Source organism: Wolbachia endosymbiont (group B) of Horisme vitalbata (assembly GCF_964028625.1).
Lineage (GTDB): Bacteria > Pseudomonadota > Alphaproteobacteria > Rickettsiales > Anaplasmataceae > Wolbachia.
The window spans coordinates 318,665-335,085 of record NZ_OZ034797.1; the positions used below are offsets into that span (position 1 = coordinate 318,665).

Sequence of the window (16,421 nt, forward strand, 5' to 3'; positions counted from 1 at the left end):
GCAGTGTTAAATATTAAATTGAAATTTGTTAAGTCAGAAATTTTTATTGACTTGGTGACTATAGCAAAAATGAACCACCCGATCTCATTTCGAACTCGGAAGTGAAACTTTTTAGCGCCGATGATACTTAAAAAGGGAAAGTAGGTCGTTGCCAAGTTTATAAAAATTTCTTTTTATTTATATCTGTTCAGTAGAGCGATGAAACAAGGTAAACATAGAGTAGCTGTGAGGTAATATAACTGATCTTTTAGAATTTTGCGAAAACTTTAAAATAAAAGTAGAAAATTTAAAAGTAGAATTTGTCACCTATTTGCAAATGAGGAGGAGAGATAGCAACATTTAACAAATCATCAAACAATTGATCTTCCGAAAATCAAACTTTATATAATTGAATATTAATTAAGTTGTTGGAGATGAGGAGAAAGAAGAAGTAGCAAACTACCAAAAAGCAGATACATTTGGTCCAATAGTTAGGTGATAATTGTAGTACTCAGTGGATTTTATAAAAATTAAAAACGTGAAAATTATAAGTGATGTTTTTAATGTGAATTGAAAGCGTATCAAATAGTGAATATAGAATTCCCTCAAAATGCAAAAAGGTGTATGAGCAAATCGAATAAGAAAAGTGAGGTTTTGCGCATCAACGTGTTATAATAAAGGTAAACTTGGTTAGTGCTGAAGCAATACTGCAAGTTTTAAAGGGAAAGAAGATTTAAAAGACAGTGTATGTTGCAATCGTAATAGTCGCTGACAGGTACTTTGAAACATAGCTGGACTATTGAAGTTAAAATTCTGGGCTGTTACTTAAAAAACGCATCCACTGAATTATTTATGCTAAAAAAAGCTTTATTAAAAAATGAAACAGAAGTGTAAGAAAGTTGCAAAACGTATAAGGTATTACTTGAAGCTACCTATCTGAAGCAACTGGAGCTTTTCAAGTTGCGAAAAATATTTTAAAATCTGAAAGAATGATGTGAAATTTTTTAAGTAAACCAGAAAGTATTCCACTATCGCGCTGAACAGCAAATTAGGCATTATATCATTTACTGTAAAAGCTCATATTTTACGTAATCAGAGCTAGGAATTTGAAAGGATAATTTCATTATACTTAACATGGAAACAAAGAGAACTATACAATCCCCTGCCTATCGTTTCTTGAACCACTCCCCTGAACGGGTACTTTTACTTTTATCAAACTATTCTCTTATTGTAATAAGTTGCTTCTATATTCAAATTTAGCAACTTCCCTCTAGGATTATCCTTATTTTGTTCTAAGTATTGGCTTTGTTCAAATGCCATTCCCCATTGTGTACGATAGCTAGACTTTCTATATTCATAAAAACTCTCTTCAGCATTATTTGTATCGAGCTTTTTATCTTGTTTTCTTATACTCTCTACCATCAAGCACCCACATCTATTAATTTATTTTAAAAAGTTTACTTATCTTATCATAAAAAATATAGCTGTAAATACTTTAGTGAAAATTTCTTCTTATTTTATCTTTCTTTAAGCAAATATTGAGGTCTTTTTGTAAATTTTTATAGCCTGCTTGCATAATGTTTTTATGGGTTAGTATTATGTAATAGTATCCTACATTACTTATATTAGAAATGCTAACTTTAGCTAGCATTCGTAATTGCCTTTTTATTTTATTTCTTTTTGCTGCTTTTCCGACTTTTTTACTGATAGCCAGACCTACTCTAATAACATGAATATACTTTTCAGGTTCTCTTTCTTTTATAGCATATAGTGATATATATACCCCTCGATAAAAAAGACTGTCAGGTGCTAATCTGTTTTTAAAAGCAAAGGAAAACTCTTTTTTTTTATGCTTACTATGCGCATAATTTATTACACCCTAATGAGCGACGCTTATTAAGAATTTTTCTTCCAGCTTTTGTTGACATACGTGAACGAAATCCGTGTTTGTGCTTTTTTTTTAAATTTTTTGGTTGAAATGTTCTTTTCATTGTTTTTATATTAATATAACTATTTATTTTAAATTATTTTTCTCTATTGTCAAATAATGGTCAACTTCTATGGCATTCTTATTGAATAAAATTTGATATATGGAAAAATGAATTTAATTATAGGCGTACCTGTTTTACTAATCCTTTTATTTTGTTTGAGTAAGTTTCAAGCAGTAAGTAAAGTTAAGTCTTATATATATTTGAGTTGTATGTGGATGCTACCTTGTTTGTTAGCATTCTATGATGGTTATTTTATAACTTCTATTTCTATAGCGTTACTTTTTTTTATGCTGATTTTTATCTTTAAAGGTAAAAGAAATAAGATGGTAAAATTTTTGTTATTTATGGCTTTAGCAATATCACTTTTTATCACTTTATTTATAATGCTATCTATTTTTGTTCAGTCCATTTCTTTTTTTAATAAAGTAGCTATTTCAGAATTCTTATTTTGCTTAAAATGGAAGCATAATGTAGCTATTATTGGCGAAGGAGAGGTGGGGTGTTTTGGTATAGCGCCACTTTTAGTGGGGACATTACTTATAACTATTGTAGCAATGTTAGTTGCGGTGCCGCTTGGTTTATTTTCTGCAATATATATTAGTGAGTATGCGAGTGAAAAAGTGCGTTATGTTATTAATACAGCCTTACAGGTTTTGTCTGCTATTCCTACTGTTGTATATGGATACTTCTCAGTTGTATTTTTGTCTTTTTTTATAAAACAGGTAGCAAATTTTTTTAATTTAAGTATACACTCAGAAAGTGCTTTGATTGCTGGTTTATCGATCGGGGTAATGATTCTTCCTTTTATTATTTCTTTGCTTGAAGATGCTATAAGATCTGTTCCAAAAAGTTTGCGTTATGGTTTTATGGCGCTTGGTGCAACTCCAGCGGAAACTATATGGCATATAACAATACCTTATGCAATGCCTACAATTTTAAGTGCAATTTTATTATCAATTTCAAGAGTGATAGGTGAAACAATGATTGTACTAATGGCTGTGGGAATCAATGCAAATTTGACCTTTAATCCTCTCAATTCAGTTACTACTATCACTGTACAAATTGCTACATTACTTACCGGAGATCAGGATTTCAATAGTGTGCAAACTCTTGCTGCTTATGCGCTTAGTTTAGTGTTATTTGTTATTACTTGGCTATTAAATGCATTTGCACTATTTATAATGAAACGTAACTAGTAAGTGTTTTAATATTGCAAAATTTCTGTTAATAATATAAGATTTATTTTTTAGAAGTTCTTTTATAGAATTATAGTGTTAGGTGATGAAAGAGATGAATATAGGTAGAACGGTTAAGATAACTCAAGCAGTTGTTGATCTAAAATTTGAAGGCGAGTTACCTAAGATATTTAATGCTTTAAAAAGCAAACTAAAATGTAAGGGCAAGGAGCTAGTTTTAGAGGTTTCACAACATATAGGTGACAATATAGTTCGTTGCATTGCTATGGATAGCACAGATGGTATGTCAAGAGGTGATGAGTTTGTTGATACAGGTGCACCAATATCAGTTCCGGTTGGACGCTCAACTTTAGGAAGGATTTTTAATGTTGTAGGGGAGCTTATAGATGAGTGTGGTCCGCTAAAAGGAAAGTATGATTTAGAACCTATACATAGATCACCTCCAAGTTTTACTGAGCAGAAGATACAGGAAGAAGTTTTAGTTACAGGAATAAAGGTTATAGATCTTCTTGCTCCTTATCTTAAAGGAGGAAAAATTGGCTTATTTGGTGGAGCTGGTGTTGGTAAAACAGTTCTGATAATGGAGCTGATTAACAACATAGCAAAAGCTCATAAAGGATTTTCTGTGTTTGCTGGAGTAGGAGAGAGAACGCGTGAAGGTAATGATCTTTATAACGAGATGATTACTTCGAATGTAATAGATATAAATGAGCACGAAAAATCTCAAGCCGTTTTGGTTTATGGTCAAATGAATGAACCTCCTGGAGCAAGGGCTAGGGTTGCTTTAACAGCACTAACTATGGCGGAGTATTTTCGTGATCATGAAAATCAAGATGTTCTATTTTTTGTAGATAATATCTTCCGTTTTACTCAAGCTGGCTCTGAAATTTCTGCTTTGCTTGGAAGAATACCGTCGGCTGTTGGTTATCAGCCAACTCTTGCGACTGATATGGGCGCTATGCAAGAGAGAATAGCCTCAACTACTGCTGGTTCTATTACTTCTGTACAGGCTATATATGTTCCTGCAGACGATTTGACCGATCCAGCTCCAGCAACGACATTCTCTCATCTTGATGCCACTACAGTGTTGTCAAGGCAGATAGCTGAAATGGGTATATATCCTGCTGTTGATCCACTTGACTCAACTTCTCAGTCTTTATCTGCTGAAATCATTGGTGAAGAGCATTATAATGTGGCTTCTGAAGTGAAACGTATATTGCAAACTTATAAGTCGCTGCAAGATATTATCGCAATACTTGGTATGGATGAACTATCTGATGAAGATAAAATTATTGTTGATAGAGCTCGTAAAATTCAGAAGTTTCTTTCTCAACCTTTTCATGTTGCGGAGGTATTTACTGGCATGTCTGGCAAATTTGTTTCACTTTCTGATACTATTTATAGTTTTAAAGGAATTATTGAAGGTAAATATGATCATCTGCCAGAAGCTGCTTTTTATATGGTGGGAAGTATAAGTGAAGCAATAGAAAAGGCTGAATCAATAAAAGCTGAAGTTGGAGCCGGACATTAAAGATTATGAACACTTTTAAGGTGCAATTTTTTTCTCCTGATAATCGAATTTCATTCGATGAAGTGGTTTCGCTTTCAGTGAATGGGCTTGAAGGAGAGCTAGTGATTTTAGCTTACCATTCTCCTTACTTAATTTATTTATTGCCTGGTATAATTACTGTTCAAATGAGTAACCAGACAAAGGAAAAAGTTGTAATTGATAATGGTATATTAGAGGTTGCAAATAATAATTGTAGCATTATAACGAATCAAATTCAGGTTTTTGATCATTTGACTCATGATGAGGAATCATTAAAAAATAAGAGAGTTGGTATATATTTAAGTTATCTTGATGTCAAATCTCTTTAGGGGCTCTTTTTGTGTTCAAGAAATGAGTTTACTCTTGTCATTCCCACTTCAAGTAGCTGACACACAACTGTACGAACATTATGGTTCAGGGAAGATGTCATTCCAGTATCTTCCTTCTTGTCATCCCAGTGCGTGACACTGGGATCCAGATATAAAAAGTATTTGAAAATTATGCAGTAAACAATAGTTCTTATACACCTACGACAATGTTGCAAATTTTTATTTTCCTTTCCATTATGTCCAGAAGAGTTCGGTAGCTCTTTTACGCGAAATACCACATTTACGTCCTCAAGGTTAATTTCAATTCTCTTGACCAATGTTCTGATAATATCACGTTTAGTTAACCAGTCTGCGTTATCAAGGTTTAACGTAATATTGGAAGAAAAGTCTTCTAAATTGGCCACAACCAGAGTTACCTCCTGTTCTAATTCCTTTTGATAAAATATCTTTTTCTTCTCTTCTTTAATTGTTTTTAAGCTTTGTTTCATTGCTTTAATTCGTGGTTCAAATTCCTCTTGATTGATATATTCTTGAGCATAACTATCGATAAGTCTAGCAATACCACGTTTTAATTTATTTTCTTGTTTCTCTAGCAGGTCACTTTTTTGATCCAATGATGATTTTTTTAGTTCTGAAAGCCTACGCTTGTATTCTTCTAAAATCCTGTTTGGATTTTTCAATAACTGCTTAACCTCTTCCCACACAGCTGTTTCTAATGCATCTGAGCGAATGGGTTTATTGTCACAAATCTTATTACCACCAAAACGGTAAGAATCTTTACCACTACAACGGTAATATGCATAATGACCACCTTCTTCTTCTCGTCTACTTCTCATGCAAGTTCCGTAACATCCGTAATTACAACGCTTACATATGACTAAACCTTGTAGTAAGTACTTTGCTCCTCTTTTTCTTGTCCTTGCTACTTTTCTATTTTCAGCTAATTGTTCTTGAACAATATCAAATATATCTTCATCTACTATATTTGGCACTTTAATATAAATCCAATTTGCTTTTTCAACAGGATAGACAGAGTGGTTACTTTTTGGCTGCTCACAAGAGCCTTTCTGTGGTCTTACTTGCTTTAATCTTACTCCTAACCTTCTTCTACCAAAAGCTGCTTGTCCTTTGTAAGCAGGGTTTTTCAACATACTCCAAATTGTACCTTTATTCCAGCGTTCTTTTCCTTTTTGTGTCTTAATGGACATAGTATTTAGCCGACGACATACTTCCCCAATACTTGTTCTTTCTCTGCCTATCCACAAAAATACTTTACGAACGACATCAGCTTCTTTTTCGTTAATCTCAAATAAAGCTTGTCCTCCTCCCATATGCTTATCTATATAACGATAACCATAAGGAGCTCCTCCCATTACATTTACATAGCCTTTGTTAGCTGCATAGATTTTACCACGACGACTTCGTTCCATAATTTTCGCACGTTCATATTCTGCTATCATACCTTGCATTTGTAACAGTAATTGAGATTCTGGGTTACCGTTAATCTCATAATTTAAAAAAACCACTTTTGCTCCTGCTTTTTCAAATTCTTCAATCAGCACCATTTGATATGCATATTTTCTAGATAAACGATCAGGAGAATGAATGTAAATCTTATCAATTTTACCTTCTGTTACTTTATCACGTAATTTTTCTAAATCAGGGCGGACTAAATGAGATCCACTGTAGCCGTTATCAATAAATTTATACTCACTTAACAATCTGTATCCGTCCAGATTAATTTGCTTCTCTAAAGCTGCAATTTGACTTTCTATCGTATTTCCTTCTACTTGTTTCCCCGAAGAAACTCTCGCATATAAACATACTGTTACCATTTGACCCTCCTTGAATCCCATTTTTATGTTTTAAGTTTTTTTGACTTTCCATAAGATGGTACAAGCCTCCACCTTCTAGGTGGAGAAACTTTAGTTTGTCAATGTCATAACTGTACTTTATAAAGTATAGTTATGACGGAATATGACAAAGGAAAACACACTGTATTTTATCATAGGTACCATATAGTCTGGATTACAAAATATCGGTACAGAGTATTAACTAAGGCTATGAAGGAGAGAATACGAACAATCATAGCAGAAGTATCTGAAGAAATGGGGATTAAGATAGAAAACGGAGTAATATCATCAGATCATTTACATTTATTCGTAGTAATACCTCCTCATATAGCTGTGAGTGATTTTGTTCAAAGAGCCAAAGGCAGGTCTTCACGCAAAGTTCAACAAGAATTTCCAGAGCTAAATAAAATGTACTGGGGAAAGCGTTTTTGGGGAAGAGGATACTTTAGTGCTACCAGCGGACATATCACAGATGAAGTCATTAATGAGTACATCAATAAACATACAGATGCACATCAGCCTCATTCTATATCTAGTATAAGATTGGAGTAGCTTTAGCTTCTCACCGCGCTTCCAGCGCTATATCCAACCTTTCGGCTCTCAGCCGATAGTGGTTGAGTTATTTCCTTTGACACTACCTTTTCATAAGCATCTGATAAGCATTGTTCTGCTAACCGATTAGGTTCATAGCTACAGCTAATTTGGATAGCTAATCTCTTGTTTCTCATGACTTTTCCTTGAAATAATATGTTCATATCATTCCTTAAAGCCGATGGTTAATTGATTATTAGCGCTATAAGTAAATCGGACTCTTGGTTCTGGACACAGAAGTTTTCGAGAAATGGTTTTCTCTAGTTTTATTTTTATGTTTTTTGCAACATTGTCGGTAGTGTAAAAGGACATATGTCAAAAACAATGTCCAAAAACTAGATCCCAGTGTCTAGGCACTGGCATGACATTATTTATTATGTGCCGTATTGCAATGTTCGTACAGCTATGTGTCACACTACTCGGATGACAAGAGGGGCTACTTGAATAAAGAAGCCGCTGGTCTCATGTGCATCTTTAAACATTTTCACGCTGACTTTGGCTACACACCTTTGAGGGACTGCTGATTAAGTCTAGAAGTGAATTACAGTGATCGCTATGAAATGCGCTATCAAGGCTTAAAGACCTAGATTTTTTTTCTGAATCATCAATTTTCTCTGTAAGCTGGTAAAACATTTTTGAATTATTATCAAAAACTTCCTTTTTATTAACAAGTACTTGATCAATTACTGGACTTAACAGTTCTACTTGACTATTTAAGTATTGCACTGTACCTTTTAGCTCTTTTCTTTCTCCAGTTATTCTTTCAATTTCCAGAGCTTTATTTCCAATTATTTCTGTCAAGTGCTCATTACATTCTTCCAATTCTTTAATCTTTGTCAGTAATTGATTCTCTTTTGTTTCTTCTCTCTTCTGCGACAACTGTTGCTTATACTTCTTAATTTGCTCATCTTTAAGCTCTACCTCGTTCTTTAACCCTTCATATTCCTGCTTTAGCTGATCTACCTCTTGTTTATAAGATTCCAGATTTGTGTTGTACTTATCATCTAAGCGTAGAATTGTAAATTTTAAATTCTGTATATCTTTCCAATTTTCATTTAATATATCTTCTGCTTCCTCTTCCGCTTTTTTAAACTGTTTCAATTTATCTTCCAGTTTTTCATTTTTTGCATTAGCAATTGTTAACTTTTTCTCTAGATCTTTCTTTCCTTCATGTGCACTTTCAAGTTCTTGTATTTTCTCTTGCAGCTCTGTTGACATATTTGCTAGTTTTTCATTTTTTTGTGTCAGTTCGGCTTGCAATTTTGCATTTTTTTGCTTTTCCTCTCCAAGTTCATTCTGTAAATCACTATTATGCTTTTCAAATTCTTGCTCAGCCTTGTCGAGCCTATATTTTAAATTCGTTAAGCGCTCATTCTCTTCGATCATTATACGTTCTGATTGCTCGCTCTCTATCTGCAATGTATCTTCCAGTTTCTTATTTTTTACATTGGCAACTTCCAGCTTTTTCTTCAGGTCTTTCTTTTCTTCATATGCACCTTCAAGTTCTTGCGCTCTTTCTTGCAGCTCTGTTGACATATTTGCTAGTTTTTCATCTTTTTGTGTCAGTTTAGCTTGCAATTTTGCATTTTTTTGCTTTTCTTCTCCAAGTTCATTCTGTAAATCGCTATTATGCTTTTCAAATTCTTGCTTGGCCTCTTCGAGCCTATGCTGTAAATTGTTCCTCTGCTCATTTAATTCTCTAATTTCTTGCTCAGCTTTTGTAAGCTTTTGATCTAGTTGTTGTGAATTAACTTCTGTTTGAGTTGCAATTGCCTGAGTTGCAATCTGCTGTGGATTAACCTCTGATACATTGTTGCTAGTGAAAGAGAGAATAGGATTGTTTTTAGCATCATTTTCAAGATCTTTCAGCTTTTCGTCTTGATTGATTACGATATGTTCGTTATTTTGCAGATTACTAACAGCCGGTGCAATGTTAGCATTTTTGTTCTTTTTCAATAATGCTTTTACAGCATCATTTAGAGAGAGGTCTTGAATATATAATTCCTCATTTTGTCTTATTAATTCCCAAAACTCCTCAGGTGGCGATTCAAAATCTTTACCATTAAACTGTAGTACTTTAGTTATACCAGAATTACTTACATTCATAACCATAGTACAGGTAAAAGTTTTCCCATCCTTGTCCTGCACAGGCCAAGTGCTTGTCATTTCATAATATGCACCCTCTTTAAATTCATAATGTCTTTCCTTACCTTTTCGGTAAGCGTATATGTCATGCTTTTTATCGCAATAGATATTCAATGTGCTAATATCCCTTTCTTGCTGTAAGATATCACTAATTCTTATTGGCTCACTTCTATTGTAATTAATAAGATTAATGTTTAACACTTTATCAGAATTGTTAGTTTCTACATAAAAAGCTCGAAGGTCTATGTCTTTGTCTCTAAAATACTTACTTACAGCTTTTTTTGCCTGATTTGCTAATTCTATAAAGTTTTTTTTAAAGCTCTTGTTGAAAGATAGATCTATATATGCTTGCTTAAAATTTTCATCATTTGTTAAATCCATGAGCAAGTCATAAACCTCCCATTTTTCCTGACAATGTTCTTCTAAAACAGTAATGCTATTTTTTCTTTTCAGCTCTGCTAATATGTTTTTCAATGTCGGGAAATTTGTTGACATAGTATACCCCTTGTTACTATTGTTCTGATAATATATTTACTTTAGGAGTGATTAACTCCTTTTATATTAACCTTTTTAGTTGAATTTAATTGCGAGCGTTAAACTCGAACTTAGTCATTTTGTTTATTGTTCCTCACTACCTATTTGTGTTACTATACTAATAGTAGCACTAAGTTTTAGGCTATGCAAGAATTTCTATTGAACGTAAAGCTAGTAAACTTCAGAAATTGGTTATGCTAATTTTGTTAATAAAATGCAACCAATTAAGGAAAGCGCTATACTGTGTCTCAGTGCAATATTTTCTTTCCTAACGGACTGAAAATTGAGTTGAGTTAAAAATCCGATTTTATTTAATACTTTTCAAAGATGACAATATTTTGTAAAAATAGGTTTTTAATAGGACAATAATATGGAAATTTTTCTTGATAGTGTTGATTTGAATGAAATTAAGGAGCTAAAAGAGTTCATTGATGGTATAACAACTAATCCTTCTTTAATAGCAAAATCTGGACATAAAGATAAGTACGAAGATTTAGTAAGCGAAATATGTTCTATTATAAAAGGACCTGTTAGTGTTGAAGTTGTTGCAGATAGCCATGAAGATATGGTTAAGGAAGGCCTTAAGTTAGCGAAAATCGCTAGTAATATCGTAGTAAAGTTACCCCTTACACATGAAGGATTAATTTCTTGTAAAAAGTTGTGGACAGAACATAAAATACCTGCTAATATCACATTATGTTTTTCTCCTGGACAAGCACTGTTTGCCGCTAAGGCCGGTGCTTGTTTTATTTCTCCCTTTGTTGGTCGCCTTGATGATATAAGCTATGATGGCTTATCGCTAATAGAAGATATATGCACTATATATTCTAATTATAATTTTAAGACAAAAGTTCTTGTTGCATCAGTAAGAAGTCCAGCACATGTAATAGAAGCTGCACGGCTCGGTGCTCATTCAATTACTGTGCCAGCAAAAATACTTAGACAGTTAATTAATCATCCACTTACTGATCAAGGGCTCGCAATATTTGAAAAAGACTGGGGCGTAAAACAATAAATGACATTGCTAAAAAAGACATAAAAACACAATAATTTATATAAAAAGGACATAGGTACCATCTGTCCTTTAAAGACATGTAGGTCAATGATATGCGTAATTCAGTGTTTTAAACATGATAGTCCTCCACTAATAAAAAAGATTGAGAAAAATGTATACAGCTACGACCGAAGTATAGCTAAAATATATTTTAACTGAAGATTATAGATTAATTGAATTGAAAAGTCTGCAGACGAAGATAGATTCCGAGCTCTAGAACACCTTCACTGTGCATGGTAACAAAACTATTAGAGTTTGTCAAGTAATTTTTTATCGTAATTTTACGAACGTGCCATGCCAGTAATTATATCTAGTTAAATTTGTAAAGTAATACAGTGTTTTCGATAGTTATAAAAAAGCTGGATTTCAGTACTGGAGTAACATTTTGGAAATTGGGATGAAAAGAGGGAAAGTACTGGTTTGAAATTAAGTTTTCTGGATTCCAGTGCTGGAATGACAAGAGAGGAGCTCCAGGTACAGCTGTTACCTATAGAATGGCAGTACTAGAATGATAACAAACTGAATGACATATTTAATCTCTATACAGATGTACATCACGCACCGATTTCCATTCAAGGTAATGTCATTCCAGCATTGGAATCCAGTTAGATTTGCGAGTATAAAAGTAATACAACATTTTTGATGATGGAAGCCATTACTAGGATAACAAGAAAGGAAGTGCTGATTTCAGTGTTTATACGTTAGCCATGCATCTAAAAATTTATAAACAAAAGATTACACTTCACAACTTTGTGATGGAATAAGTTTTTCAATGCTGTTGACGCAAAACTCAGTTGTATTATTAGCTATTTCATCGAATTTATCATTTATATCCTTACCTATTTTTTCATCTTTAATATATTCATACAGAGCTAAAATAGCTATAGTTGAACATATTGCGATGAAACCAACTTTTGCTGTAATAAGTAATGATATCCCACCTGCAAGTATGGACACTGCTCCAATAGCTAGGTTTATAATTTTATTTTGTGTTGATTGATTCTCTTTATCCTCTAAAACGTTTGATATTGCTTTTGAGGCAATTTTTATTGCTATTGCTGTAGTTGAGATTATAACAAACATCATAGCTATTTTTGCTAAGAGAAAAATTGATGGTAGCATTATTACAAGAAACAGTGAAGCACCTCCTATAAATAACCATTTCTCATTTATTTTTTTAGACTGATCTGTATTATTAGGCATTGCAACCCTCCACTTTCATTAACAGTTTATTCATATAATATGAAACATGCGATAGTCAAGATGTTTTTGTGTGGAGAAGCTTGCGATTGAGTTTTGAAGAGCTTTAGCTTTACAAGATGGTAGATTTGGTGATTATCGTAAGATTCTTGCAGTCATTTTAGTGGGAAGAATTTGTAAAATATGAAAAAATAACCGCCAGAAAATTGGAAACGCTATAACTTTCTTTCCTTTAAATATACTTTTTAAAATATATGCTGCAGCTTTTTCTGGCTCCCATATGAAGGGAAGTGGTTTATTAGACTTAAACATATCTGTTTTTACTGGCCCTGGCATTATGGTGATAAACTTTGTGCTACTGTTAGCATATTGGATTTTTAGTGATTGAAAACAACTTTTTAGTGCTGCTTTGCTGGCACAGTATGCAGAAGCATGTGGTGTTGCATGCATAGCAACAAGAGAAGATATAACCGCAAAAGTTGCCAAGGAATTATGATGAATCCATTCTTCAATCCAGTTGATAACGCCAAAATAATTGGTTTCAAATGTTTTTCTATGAATGTTGGTATGAAACTTATCTTCTATTTCGCCACATCCTGCATTAAGAAAAAAGAGATTTGGTATAATATTTTGCTTTTTTAAAAAATCAGACGAGTTTTTAATATTTTCACTTTTGCTTACATCACATGTTATAGGTAAAAAATTACTACCTAATTCTTCTTTTAATTTTTCCAGTTTTTCAGTGCGCCTTGCAATGCCAACCACAAATCATCCATCTTTAATGAGCAACCGTGCTAGACTTTCTCCAATGACAGATGATGCTCCTGTAATGAGACAAGTTTTTCTATCCATGTGAATTTACATAACGTGAAGTATGAATGTAATGACTATTGCCTATTCACACAAGTTAAGTTTGCTATAATTTTGCTAAATAATAAAAAAAGAAAGCTACTTATAATTTTGAATTTTATATAAACTTAAAGGGAAATTTAGTATTTGCTTACTTGTAATTTAAAATTCTTATATAATATTTTAAATGAGTTGAGAGAATTAAATGCAGGATGCAGCTTTAGTTTTACAAGATGGCAAGTGCTTTTTGGGAAAATCGGTAGGTAAAAGAGGCAAATGTATAGGTGAAGTTTGTTTTACCACTGGTATGACAGGTTATCAGCATACTATAACCGATCCTTCTTTTGCTGATCAAATAATAGCGTTCACTTTTCCTCATATTGGTAATGTTGGAATAAATCACAAAGATAATGAAGGAGAAAAAGTTTTTGCAAGTGGTGTGGTTATGCGTGAACTTTCTCCTATGTCTCACTCTTCTTCATATATTAGTTTAAATGATTGGTTGGAGAAAAATAATGTAGTTGGGATATCGGGAATTGATACTAGAGCTTTGACGAGATATTTGAGAAAACATGGATCTCAAAATGGAATGATATGTCCGTCAAGTGAGGCACATATATTAGATGAATTGAAGAAATACAAATCTGTAAATGGAATAGAAATAACTAAGAAAGTCAGTTTAAGTAATAACTTTCAAAGCGTTCTTAATGCAAAATATAGGATTGTAATTGTTGATTTCGGTATAAAAAATAGTATAATCTCACGCTTAGTAGAACTTGATTGTACGGTTGAATTAGTCAAACCAGATACAGGTTTTGCTCACAAAATATTAAGCATGAATCCAGATGGTATAGTGCTTTCAAATGGCCCTGGTGATCCACAAGAGATAGGAGAGAGTGTAATTTCAGAAATAGAAATTATTGTGAAATCTAAAATACCAGTTTTTGGCATATGCCTGGGCCATCAATTACTTGCAGTTACTTTGGGAGCAAAGACTGTCAAGATGGATATTGGTCATCGAGGGAGTAATCATCCAGTTTATGATCTGGAGAGTAAAAAAGTTGAGATAACTAGCCAAAATCATGGTTTTGTTGTTGATTCAGCTTCTCTTCCAAGTAACGTTGAAGTTACTCATATTTCTCTATTTGATAATAGTGTAGAGGGGATAATGATGAAGGATTACCCAGTCTTTTCTACTCAATACCATCCAGAAGAAGCGCCAGGTACACATGATTCACATTATTTATTTGGGCGTTTTATTGACAATATTTTGTTATATAAAAGTAAAATCTAACTGAAATCAGTTAGATTAGCTTTTATTACTTGATCTTTTGGATTTGGATGTTTAATATTAGGAATAATAAAACTTAAGTTAAGGTAGTGTTCTCTTAACAGATTTTTGTGGAGGAGTGACCGAGTGGTTAAAGGTAACAGACTGTAAATCTGTCCGCATTGCGTACGTAGGTTCGAATCCTACCTCCTCCATTGTGCGGGTATAGCTCAATGGTAGAGCTCTAGCCTTCCAAGCTAGTGACGTGGGTTCGATTCCCACTATCCGCTCTTTTTTTGTTGTATTTATATAAAATCAACATATTATTTATTGATGTATTTGTATTTTAGGTAGAAGAGTTAAAATTATGACAGCGATAGTAGAAGCATTTGGAAAGCCGCATATAAACGTGGGAACGATAGGACATGTGGATCATGGGAAGACAACGTTAACAGCGGCGATAACAAAGCATTATGGTAATTTTGTAGCATATGATCAAATAGATAAAGCGCCAGAAGAAAGAAAGAGAGGTATAACAATAGCAACAGCGCATGTTGAATATCAAACAGAAAAGAGACACTATGCACACGTTGATTGCCCTGGACATGCTGATTATGTAAAGAATATGATAGTAGGTGCAGCACAGATGGATGCAGCGATATTGGTAGTGTCAGGGGTTGATGGGCCGATGCCACAAACGAGAGAGCATATATTGCTGGCAAAACAGGTGGGTGTTGGATATATCGTGGTATATATAAATAAAGCTGATGTTGCTGATGCTGATATGATAGATTTGGTGGAAATGGAAGTGAGAGAGTTGCTGAGTAAGTATAAATTTCCAGGTGATGAAGTGCCTGTGATAGTTGGGTCTGCGTTAAAAGCATTAGAGGATGATAGTAGTGAGTATGGAAAGAAATCAATAGATAAATTGATGGAGAAGTTAGATGAGTATGTGGCAGTACCTCCAAGGCCTGTAGATTTGCCGTTTTTGTTGCCAATAGAAGATGTATTTTCAATATCGGGCCGAGGGACGGTAGTAACAGGAAGAATAGAGAAGGGGGAGATAAAGACAGGGGATGATATAGAGATAATAGGTCTGAAAGCGACGCAAAAGACGACATGTACTGGTGTTGAGATGTTTAAGAAGTTGCTAGATAAGGGAAGTGCAGGACTCAATGTAGGAATACTACTAAGAGGAACAAAGAGAGAAGAAGTGGAGAGAGGGCAAGTATTGGCAAAACCAGGGACAATAACCCCGCATAAGAAATTTAATGCGGAGGTGTATATATTGAAGAAAGAAGAAGGAGGGAGGCATACACCATTTTTTGAAAATTATCAGCCACAGTTTTATTTAAGGACAACGGATGTAACTGGGAGCATAAAATTGCTAGATGGAAAGGAGATGGTAATGCCAGGGGACAATGTAAGTATAGAAGTGGAGTTGCAAGTACCAATAGCAATGGATAAAGGATTACGTTTTGCGATAAGAGAAGGTGGTAGAACTGTTGGTTCTGGCGTTGTTTCGGAAATTTTAGAATGAGTATAATAACTAAGATGAAGCAAGATATATATATTAGAATCAAAGCTTTCGATTGTTCTTTGTTGGAAAAGTGTATTCGCGAGTTTATTGATCAATTAAAGCAGTTTAATGCAGATTTATCTGGTCCGATTGCGTTGCCAAGAAAAGATTCTAAATTTACTGTTAATAGGTCTCCTCATGTTGATAAAAAATCTCGTGAGCAATTTGAAATGAGAATTTCTAAGCGGTTAATTATTGTGCATAATCCTACTTCTACTATGATGAAGATGCTTGCAGATTTATCTTTTTCTGCTGGTGTAGAAGTGGATTTAAAGGTTAAGGAAGTTAATATTTAGGAAAAG

At 33.6% G+C, this 16,421-nt stretch carries 16 protein-coding genes, 2 tRNA genes, 1 rRNA gene and 1 pseudogene; 12 read left to right on the plus strand and 8 right to left on the minus strand.

Going from position 1 to position 16,421, the window contains the following annotated elements:
- The first annotated feature begins 50 nt into the window (after window positions 1-50).
- Window positions 51-157: ribosomal RNA gene (gene rrf, locus ABWU56_RS01665) — 5S ribosomal RNA — on the plus strand.
- A 191-nt stretch (window positions 158-348) separates the two neighbouring features.
- A pseudogene (locus tag ABWU56_RS01670) lies at window positions 349-1,159 on the plus strand (IS66 family transposase); the annotation flags it as partial.
- Window positions 1,160-1,191: 32 nt separating this feature from the next.
- On the opposite strand, the gene ABWU56_RS01675 reads toward ABWU56_RS01670, so the two are convergent.
- The 3 genes from ABWU56_RS01675 to rpmH all read right to left on the minus strand — a co-directional run bounded on the left by ABWU56_RS01675 (window position 1,192) and on the right by rpmH (window position 1,970).
- Window positions 1,192-1,401, minus strand: a complete 210-nt coding sequence (locus ABWU56_RS01675; protein ID WP_264686664.1) for a hypothetical protein — start codon at window positions 1,399-1,401, stop codon at window positions 1,192-1,194.
- A 73-nt stretch (window positions 1,402-1,474) separates the two neighbouring features.
- Window positions 1,475-1,852, minus strand: a complete 378-nt coding sequence (rnpA, locus tag ABWU56_RS01680) for a ribonuclease P protein component (protein WP_080589533.1) — start codon at window positions 1,850-1,852, stop codon at window positions 1,475-1,477.
- The gene (gene rpmH / locus ABWU56_RS01685; protein ID WP_010404613.1) at window positions 1,836-1,970 is read right to left on the minus strand and encodes a 50S ribosomal protein L34; all 135 of its coding nucleotides are present in this window, start codon (window positions 1,968-1,970) and stop codon (window positions 1,836-1,838) included. Before rpmH ends, rnpA begins: the two co-directional genes overlap by 17 nt.
- 107 nt (window positions 1,971-2,077) lie before the next feature.
- Between rpmH and pstC the strand changes: the two genes are divergently transcribed.
- The 3 genes from pstC (at window position 2,078) to ABWU56_RS01700 (ending at window position 5,044) form a co-directional block, all read left to right on the plus strand.
- Entirely contained in the window at window positions 2,078-3,166 is a 1,089-nt protein-coding gene (pstC, locus tag ABWU56_RS01690) for a phosphate ABC transporter permease subunit PstC (protein ID WP_226079768.1), read from the plus strand.
- Between the two features lie 94 nt (window positions 3,167-3,260).
- The gene (atpD, locus tag ABWU56_RS01695; RefSeq protein ID WP_353281951.1) at window positions 3,261-4,697 is read left to right on the plus strand and encodes a F0F1 ATP synthase subunit beta; all 1,437 of its coding nucleotides are present in this window, start codon (window positions 3,261-3,263) and stop codon (window positions 4,695-4,697) included.
- Window positions 4,698-4,702: 5 nt separating this feature from the next.
- Window positions 4,703-5,044 carry a F0F1 ATP synthase subunit epsilon gene (locus ABWU56_RS01700; protein ID WP_010404622.1) on the plus strand — a complete coding sequence of 114 codons (342 nt, stop codon included), beginning with the start codon at window positions 4,703-4,705 and terminating at the stop codon, window positions 5,042-5,044.
- On the opposite strand, the gene ABWU56_RS01705 is transcribed toward ABWU56_RS01700, so the two are convergent.
- Window positions 5,041-6,900, minus strand: a complete 1,860-nt coding sequence (locus ABWU56_RS01705; RefSeq protein ID WP_353281666.1) for a recombinase family protein — start codon at window positions 6,898-6,900, stop codon at window positions 5,041-5,043. The genes ABWU56_RS01700 and ABWU56_RS01705 overlap by 4 nt on opposite strands.
- Window positions 6,901-7,011: 111 nt before the next feature.
- Between ABWU56_RS01705 and tnpA the strand changes: the two genes are divergently transcribed.
- On the plus strand, window positions 7,012-7,449 hold the full coding sequence (gene tnpA, locus ABWU56_RS01710) for an IS200/IS605 family transposase (protein ID WP_006279552.1): 438 nt from the start codon (window positions 7,012-7,014) through the stop codon (window positions 7,447-7,449).
- 2 nt (window positions 7,450-7,451) lie between these two features.
- On the opposite strand, the gene ABWU56_RS01715 is transcribed toward tnpA, so the two are convergent.
- Window positions 7,452-7,652: a hypothetical protein gene (locus ABWU56_RS01715; RefSeq protein WP_353281667.1), complete on the minus strand. Its 201-nt coding sequence runs from the start codon at window positions 7,650-7,652 to the stop codon at window positions 7,452-7,454.
- 310 nt (window positions 7,653-7,962) lie between these two features.
- Entirely contained in the window at window positions 7,963-10,128 is a 2,166-nt protein-coding gene (locus ABWU56_RS01720) for a hypothetical protein (protein WP_353281668.1), read from the minus strand.
- Between the two features lie 409 nt (window positions 10,129-10,537).
- Here ABWU56_RS01720 and fsa point away from each other — a divergent pair, with 409 nt between their 5' ends.
- Window positions 10,538-11,182 (plus strand): fructose-6-phosphate aldolase, encoded by a 645-nt coding sequence (gene fsa, locus ABWU56_RS01725; protein ID WP_007302527.1) that lies wholly within the window; start codon window positions 10,538-10,540, stop codon window positions 11,180-11,182.
- A gap of 774 nt (window positions 11,183-11,956) precedes the next feature.
- Here fsa and ABWU56_RS01730 read toward each other — a convergent pair.
- Window positions 11,957-12,424, minus strand: a complete 468-nt coding sequence (locus ABWU56_RS01730) for a hypothetical protein (RefSeq protein WP_010407187.1) — start codon at window positions 12,422-12,424, stop codon at window positions 11,957-11,959.
- A 132-nt stretch (window positions 12,425-12,556) separates the two neighbouring features.
- Window positions 12,557-13,186 (minus strand): SDR family NAD(P)-dependent oxidoreductase, encoded by a 630-nt coding sequence (locus ABWU56_RS01735; RefSeq protein ID WP_264682331.1) that lies wholly within the window; start codon window positions 13,184-13,186, stop codon window positions 12,557-12,559.
- Window positions 13,187-13,475: 289 nt separating this feature from the next.
- Here ABWU56_RS01735 and carA point away from each other — a divergent pair, with 289 nt between their 5' ends.
- The 5 genes from carA (at window position 13,476) to rpsJ (ending at window position 16,415) form a co-directional block, all read left to right on the plus strand.
- Entirely contained in the window at window positions 13,476-14,564 is a 1,089-nt protein-coding gene (carA, locus tag ABWU56_RS01740) for a glutamine-hydrolyzing carbamoyl-phosphate synthase small subunit (RefSeq protein WP_353281669.1), read from the plus strand.
- 109 nt (window positions 14,565-14,673) lie between these two features.
- Window positions 14,674-14,755 (plus strand) — tRNA-Tyr (locus ABWU56_RS01745).
- 4 nt (window positions 14,756-14,759) lie between these two features.
- A tRNA-Gly gene (locus ABWU56_RS01750) sits at window positions 14,760-14,830 on the plus strand.
- Window positions 14,831-14,907: 77 nt separating this feature from the next.
- A complete protein-coding gene (gene tuf, locus ABWU56_RS01755) occupies window positions 14,908-16,080 on the plus strand; it encodes an elongation factor Tu (RefSeq protein ID WP_353281258.1) in 1,173 nt (390 codons plus the stop codon).
- 14 nt (window positions 16,081-16,094) lie between these two features.
- A complete protein-coding gene (rpsJ, locus tag ABWU56_RS01760) occupies window positions 16,095-16,415 on the plus strand; it encodes a 30S ribosomal protein S10 (protein WP_012482004.1) in 321 nt (106 codons plus the stop codon).
- Window positions 16,416-16,421: the final 6 nt, after the last annotated feature.

Bases quoted from the DNA above. Each gene is read 5' to 3' on its own strand.
- ABWU56_RS01675 (WP_264686664.1), bottom strand. From the start codon at position 1,401: ATGGTAGAGAGTATAAGAAAACAAGATAAAAAGCTCGATACAAATAAT.
- rpmH (WP_010404613.1), bottom strand. From the start codon at position 1,970: ATGAAAAGAACATTTCAACCAAAAAATTTAAAAAAAAAGCACAAACAC.
- pstC (WP_226079768.1), top strand. From the start codon at position 2,078: ATGAATTTAATTATAGGCGTACCTGTTTTACTAATCCTTTTATTTTGT.
- atpD (WP_353281951.1), top strand. From the start codon at position 3,261: ATGAATATAGGTAGAACGGTTAAGATAACTCAAGCAGTTGTTGATCTA.
- ABWU56_RS01700 (WP_010404622.1), top strand. From the start codon at position 4,703: ATGAACACTTTTAAGGTGCAATTTTTTTCTCCTGATAATCGAATTTCA.
- ABWU56_RS01705 (WP_353281666.1), bottom strand. From the start codon at position 6,900: ATGGGATTCAAGGAGGGTCAAATGGTAACAGTATGTTTATATGCGAGA.
- tnpA (WP_006279552.1), top strand. From the start codon at position 7,012: ATGACGGAATATGACAAAGGAAAACACACTGTATTTTATCATAGGTAC.
- ABWU56_RS01715 (WP_353281667.1), bottom strand. From the start codon at position 7,652: ATGAACATATTATTTCAAGGAAAAGTCATGAGAAACAAGAGATTAGCT.
- ABWU56_RS01720 (WP_353281668.1), bottom strand. From the start codon at position 10,128: ATGTCAACAAATTTCCCGACATTGAAAAACATATTAGCAGAGCTGAAA.
- fsa (WP_007302527.1), top strand. From the start codon at position 10,538: ATGGAAATTTTTCTTGATAGTGTTGATTTGAATGAAATTAAGGAGCTA.
- ABWU56_RS01730 (WP_010407187.1), bottom strand. From the start codon at position 12,424: ATGCCTAATAATACAGATCAGTCTAAAAAAATAAATGAGAAATGGTTA.
- carA (WP_353281669.1), top strand. From the start codon at position 13,476: ATGCAGGATGCAGCTTTAGTTTTACAAGATGGCAAGTGCTTTTTGGGA.
- tuf (WP_353281258.1), top strand. From the start codon at position 14,908: ATGACAGCGATAGTAGAAGCATTTGGAAAGCCGCATATAAACGTGGGA.
- rpsJ (WP_012482004.1), top strand. From the start codon at position 16,095: ATGAAGCAAGATATATATATTAGAATCAAAGCTTTCGATTGTTCTTTG.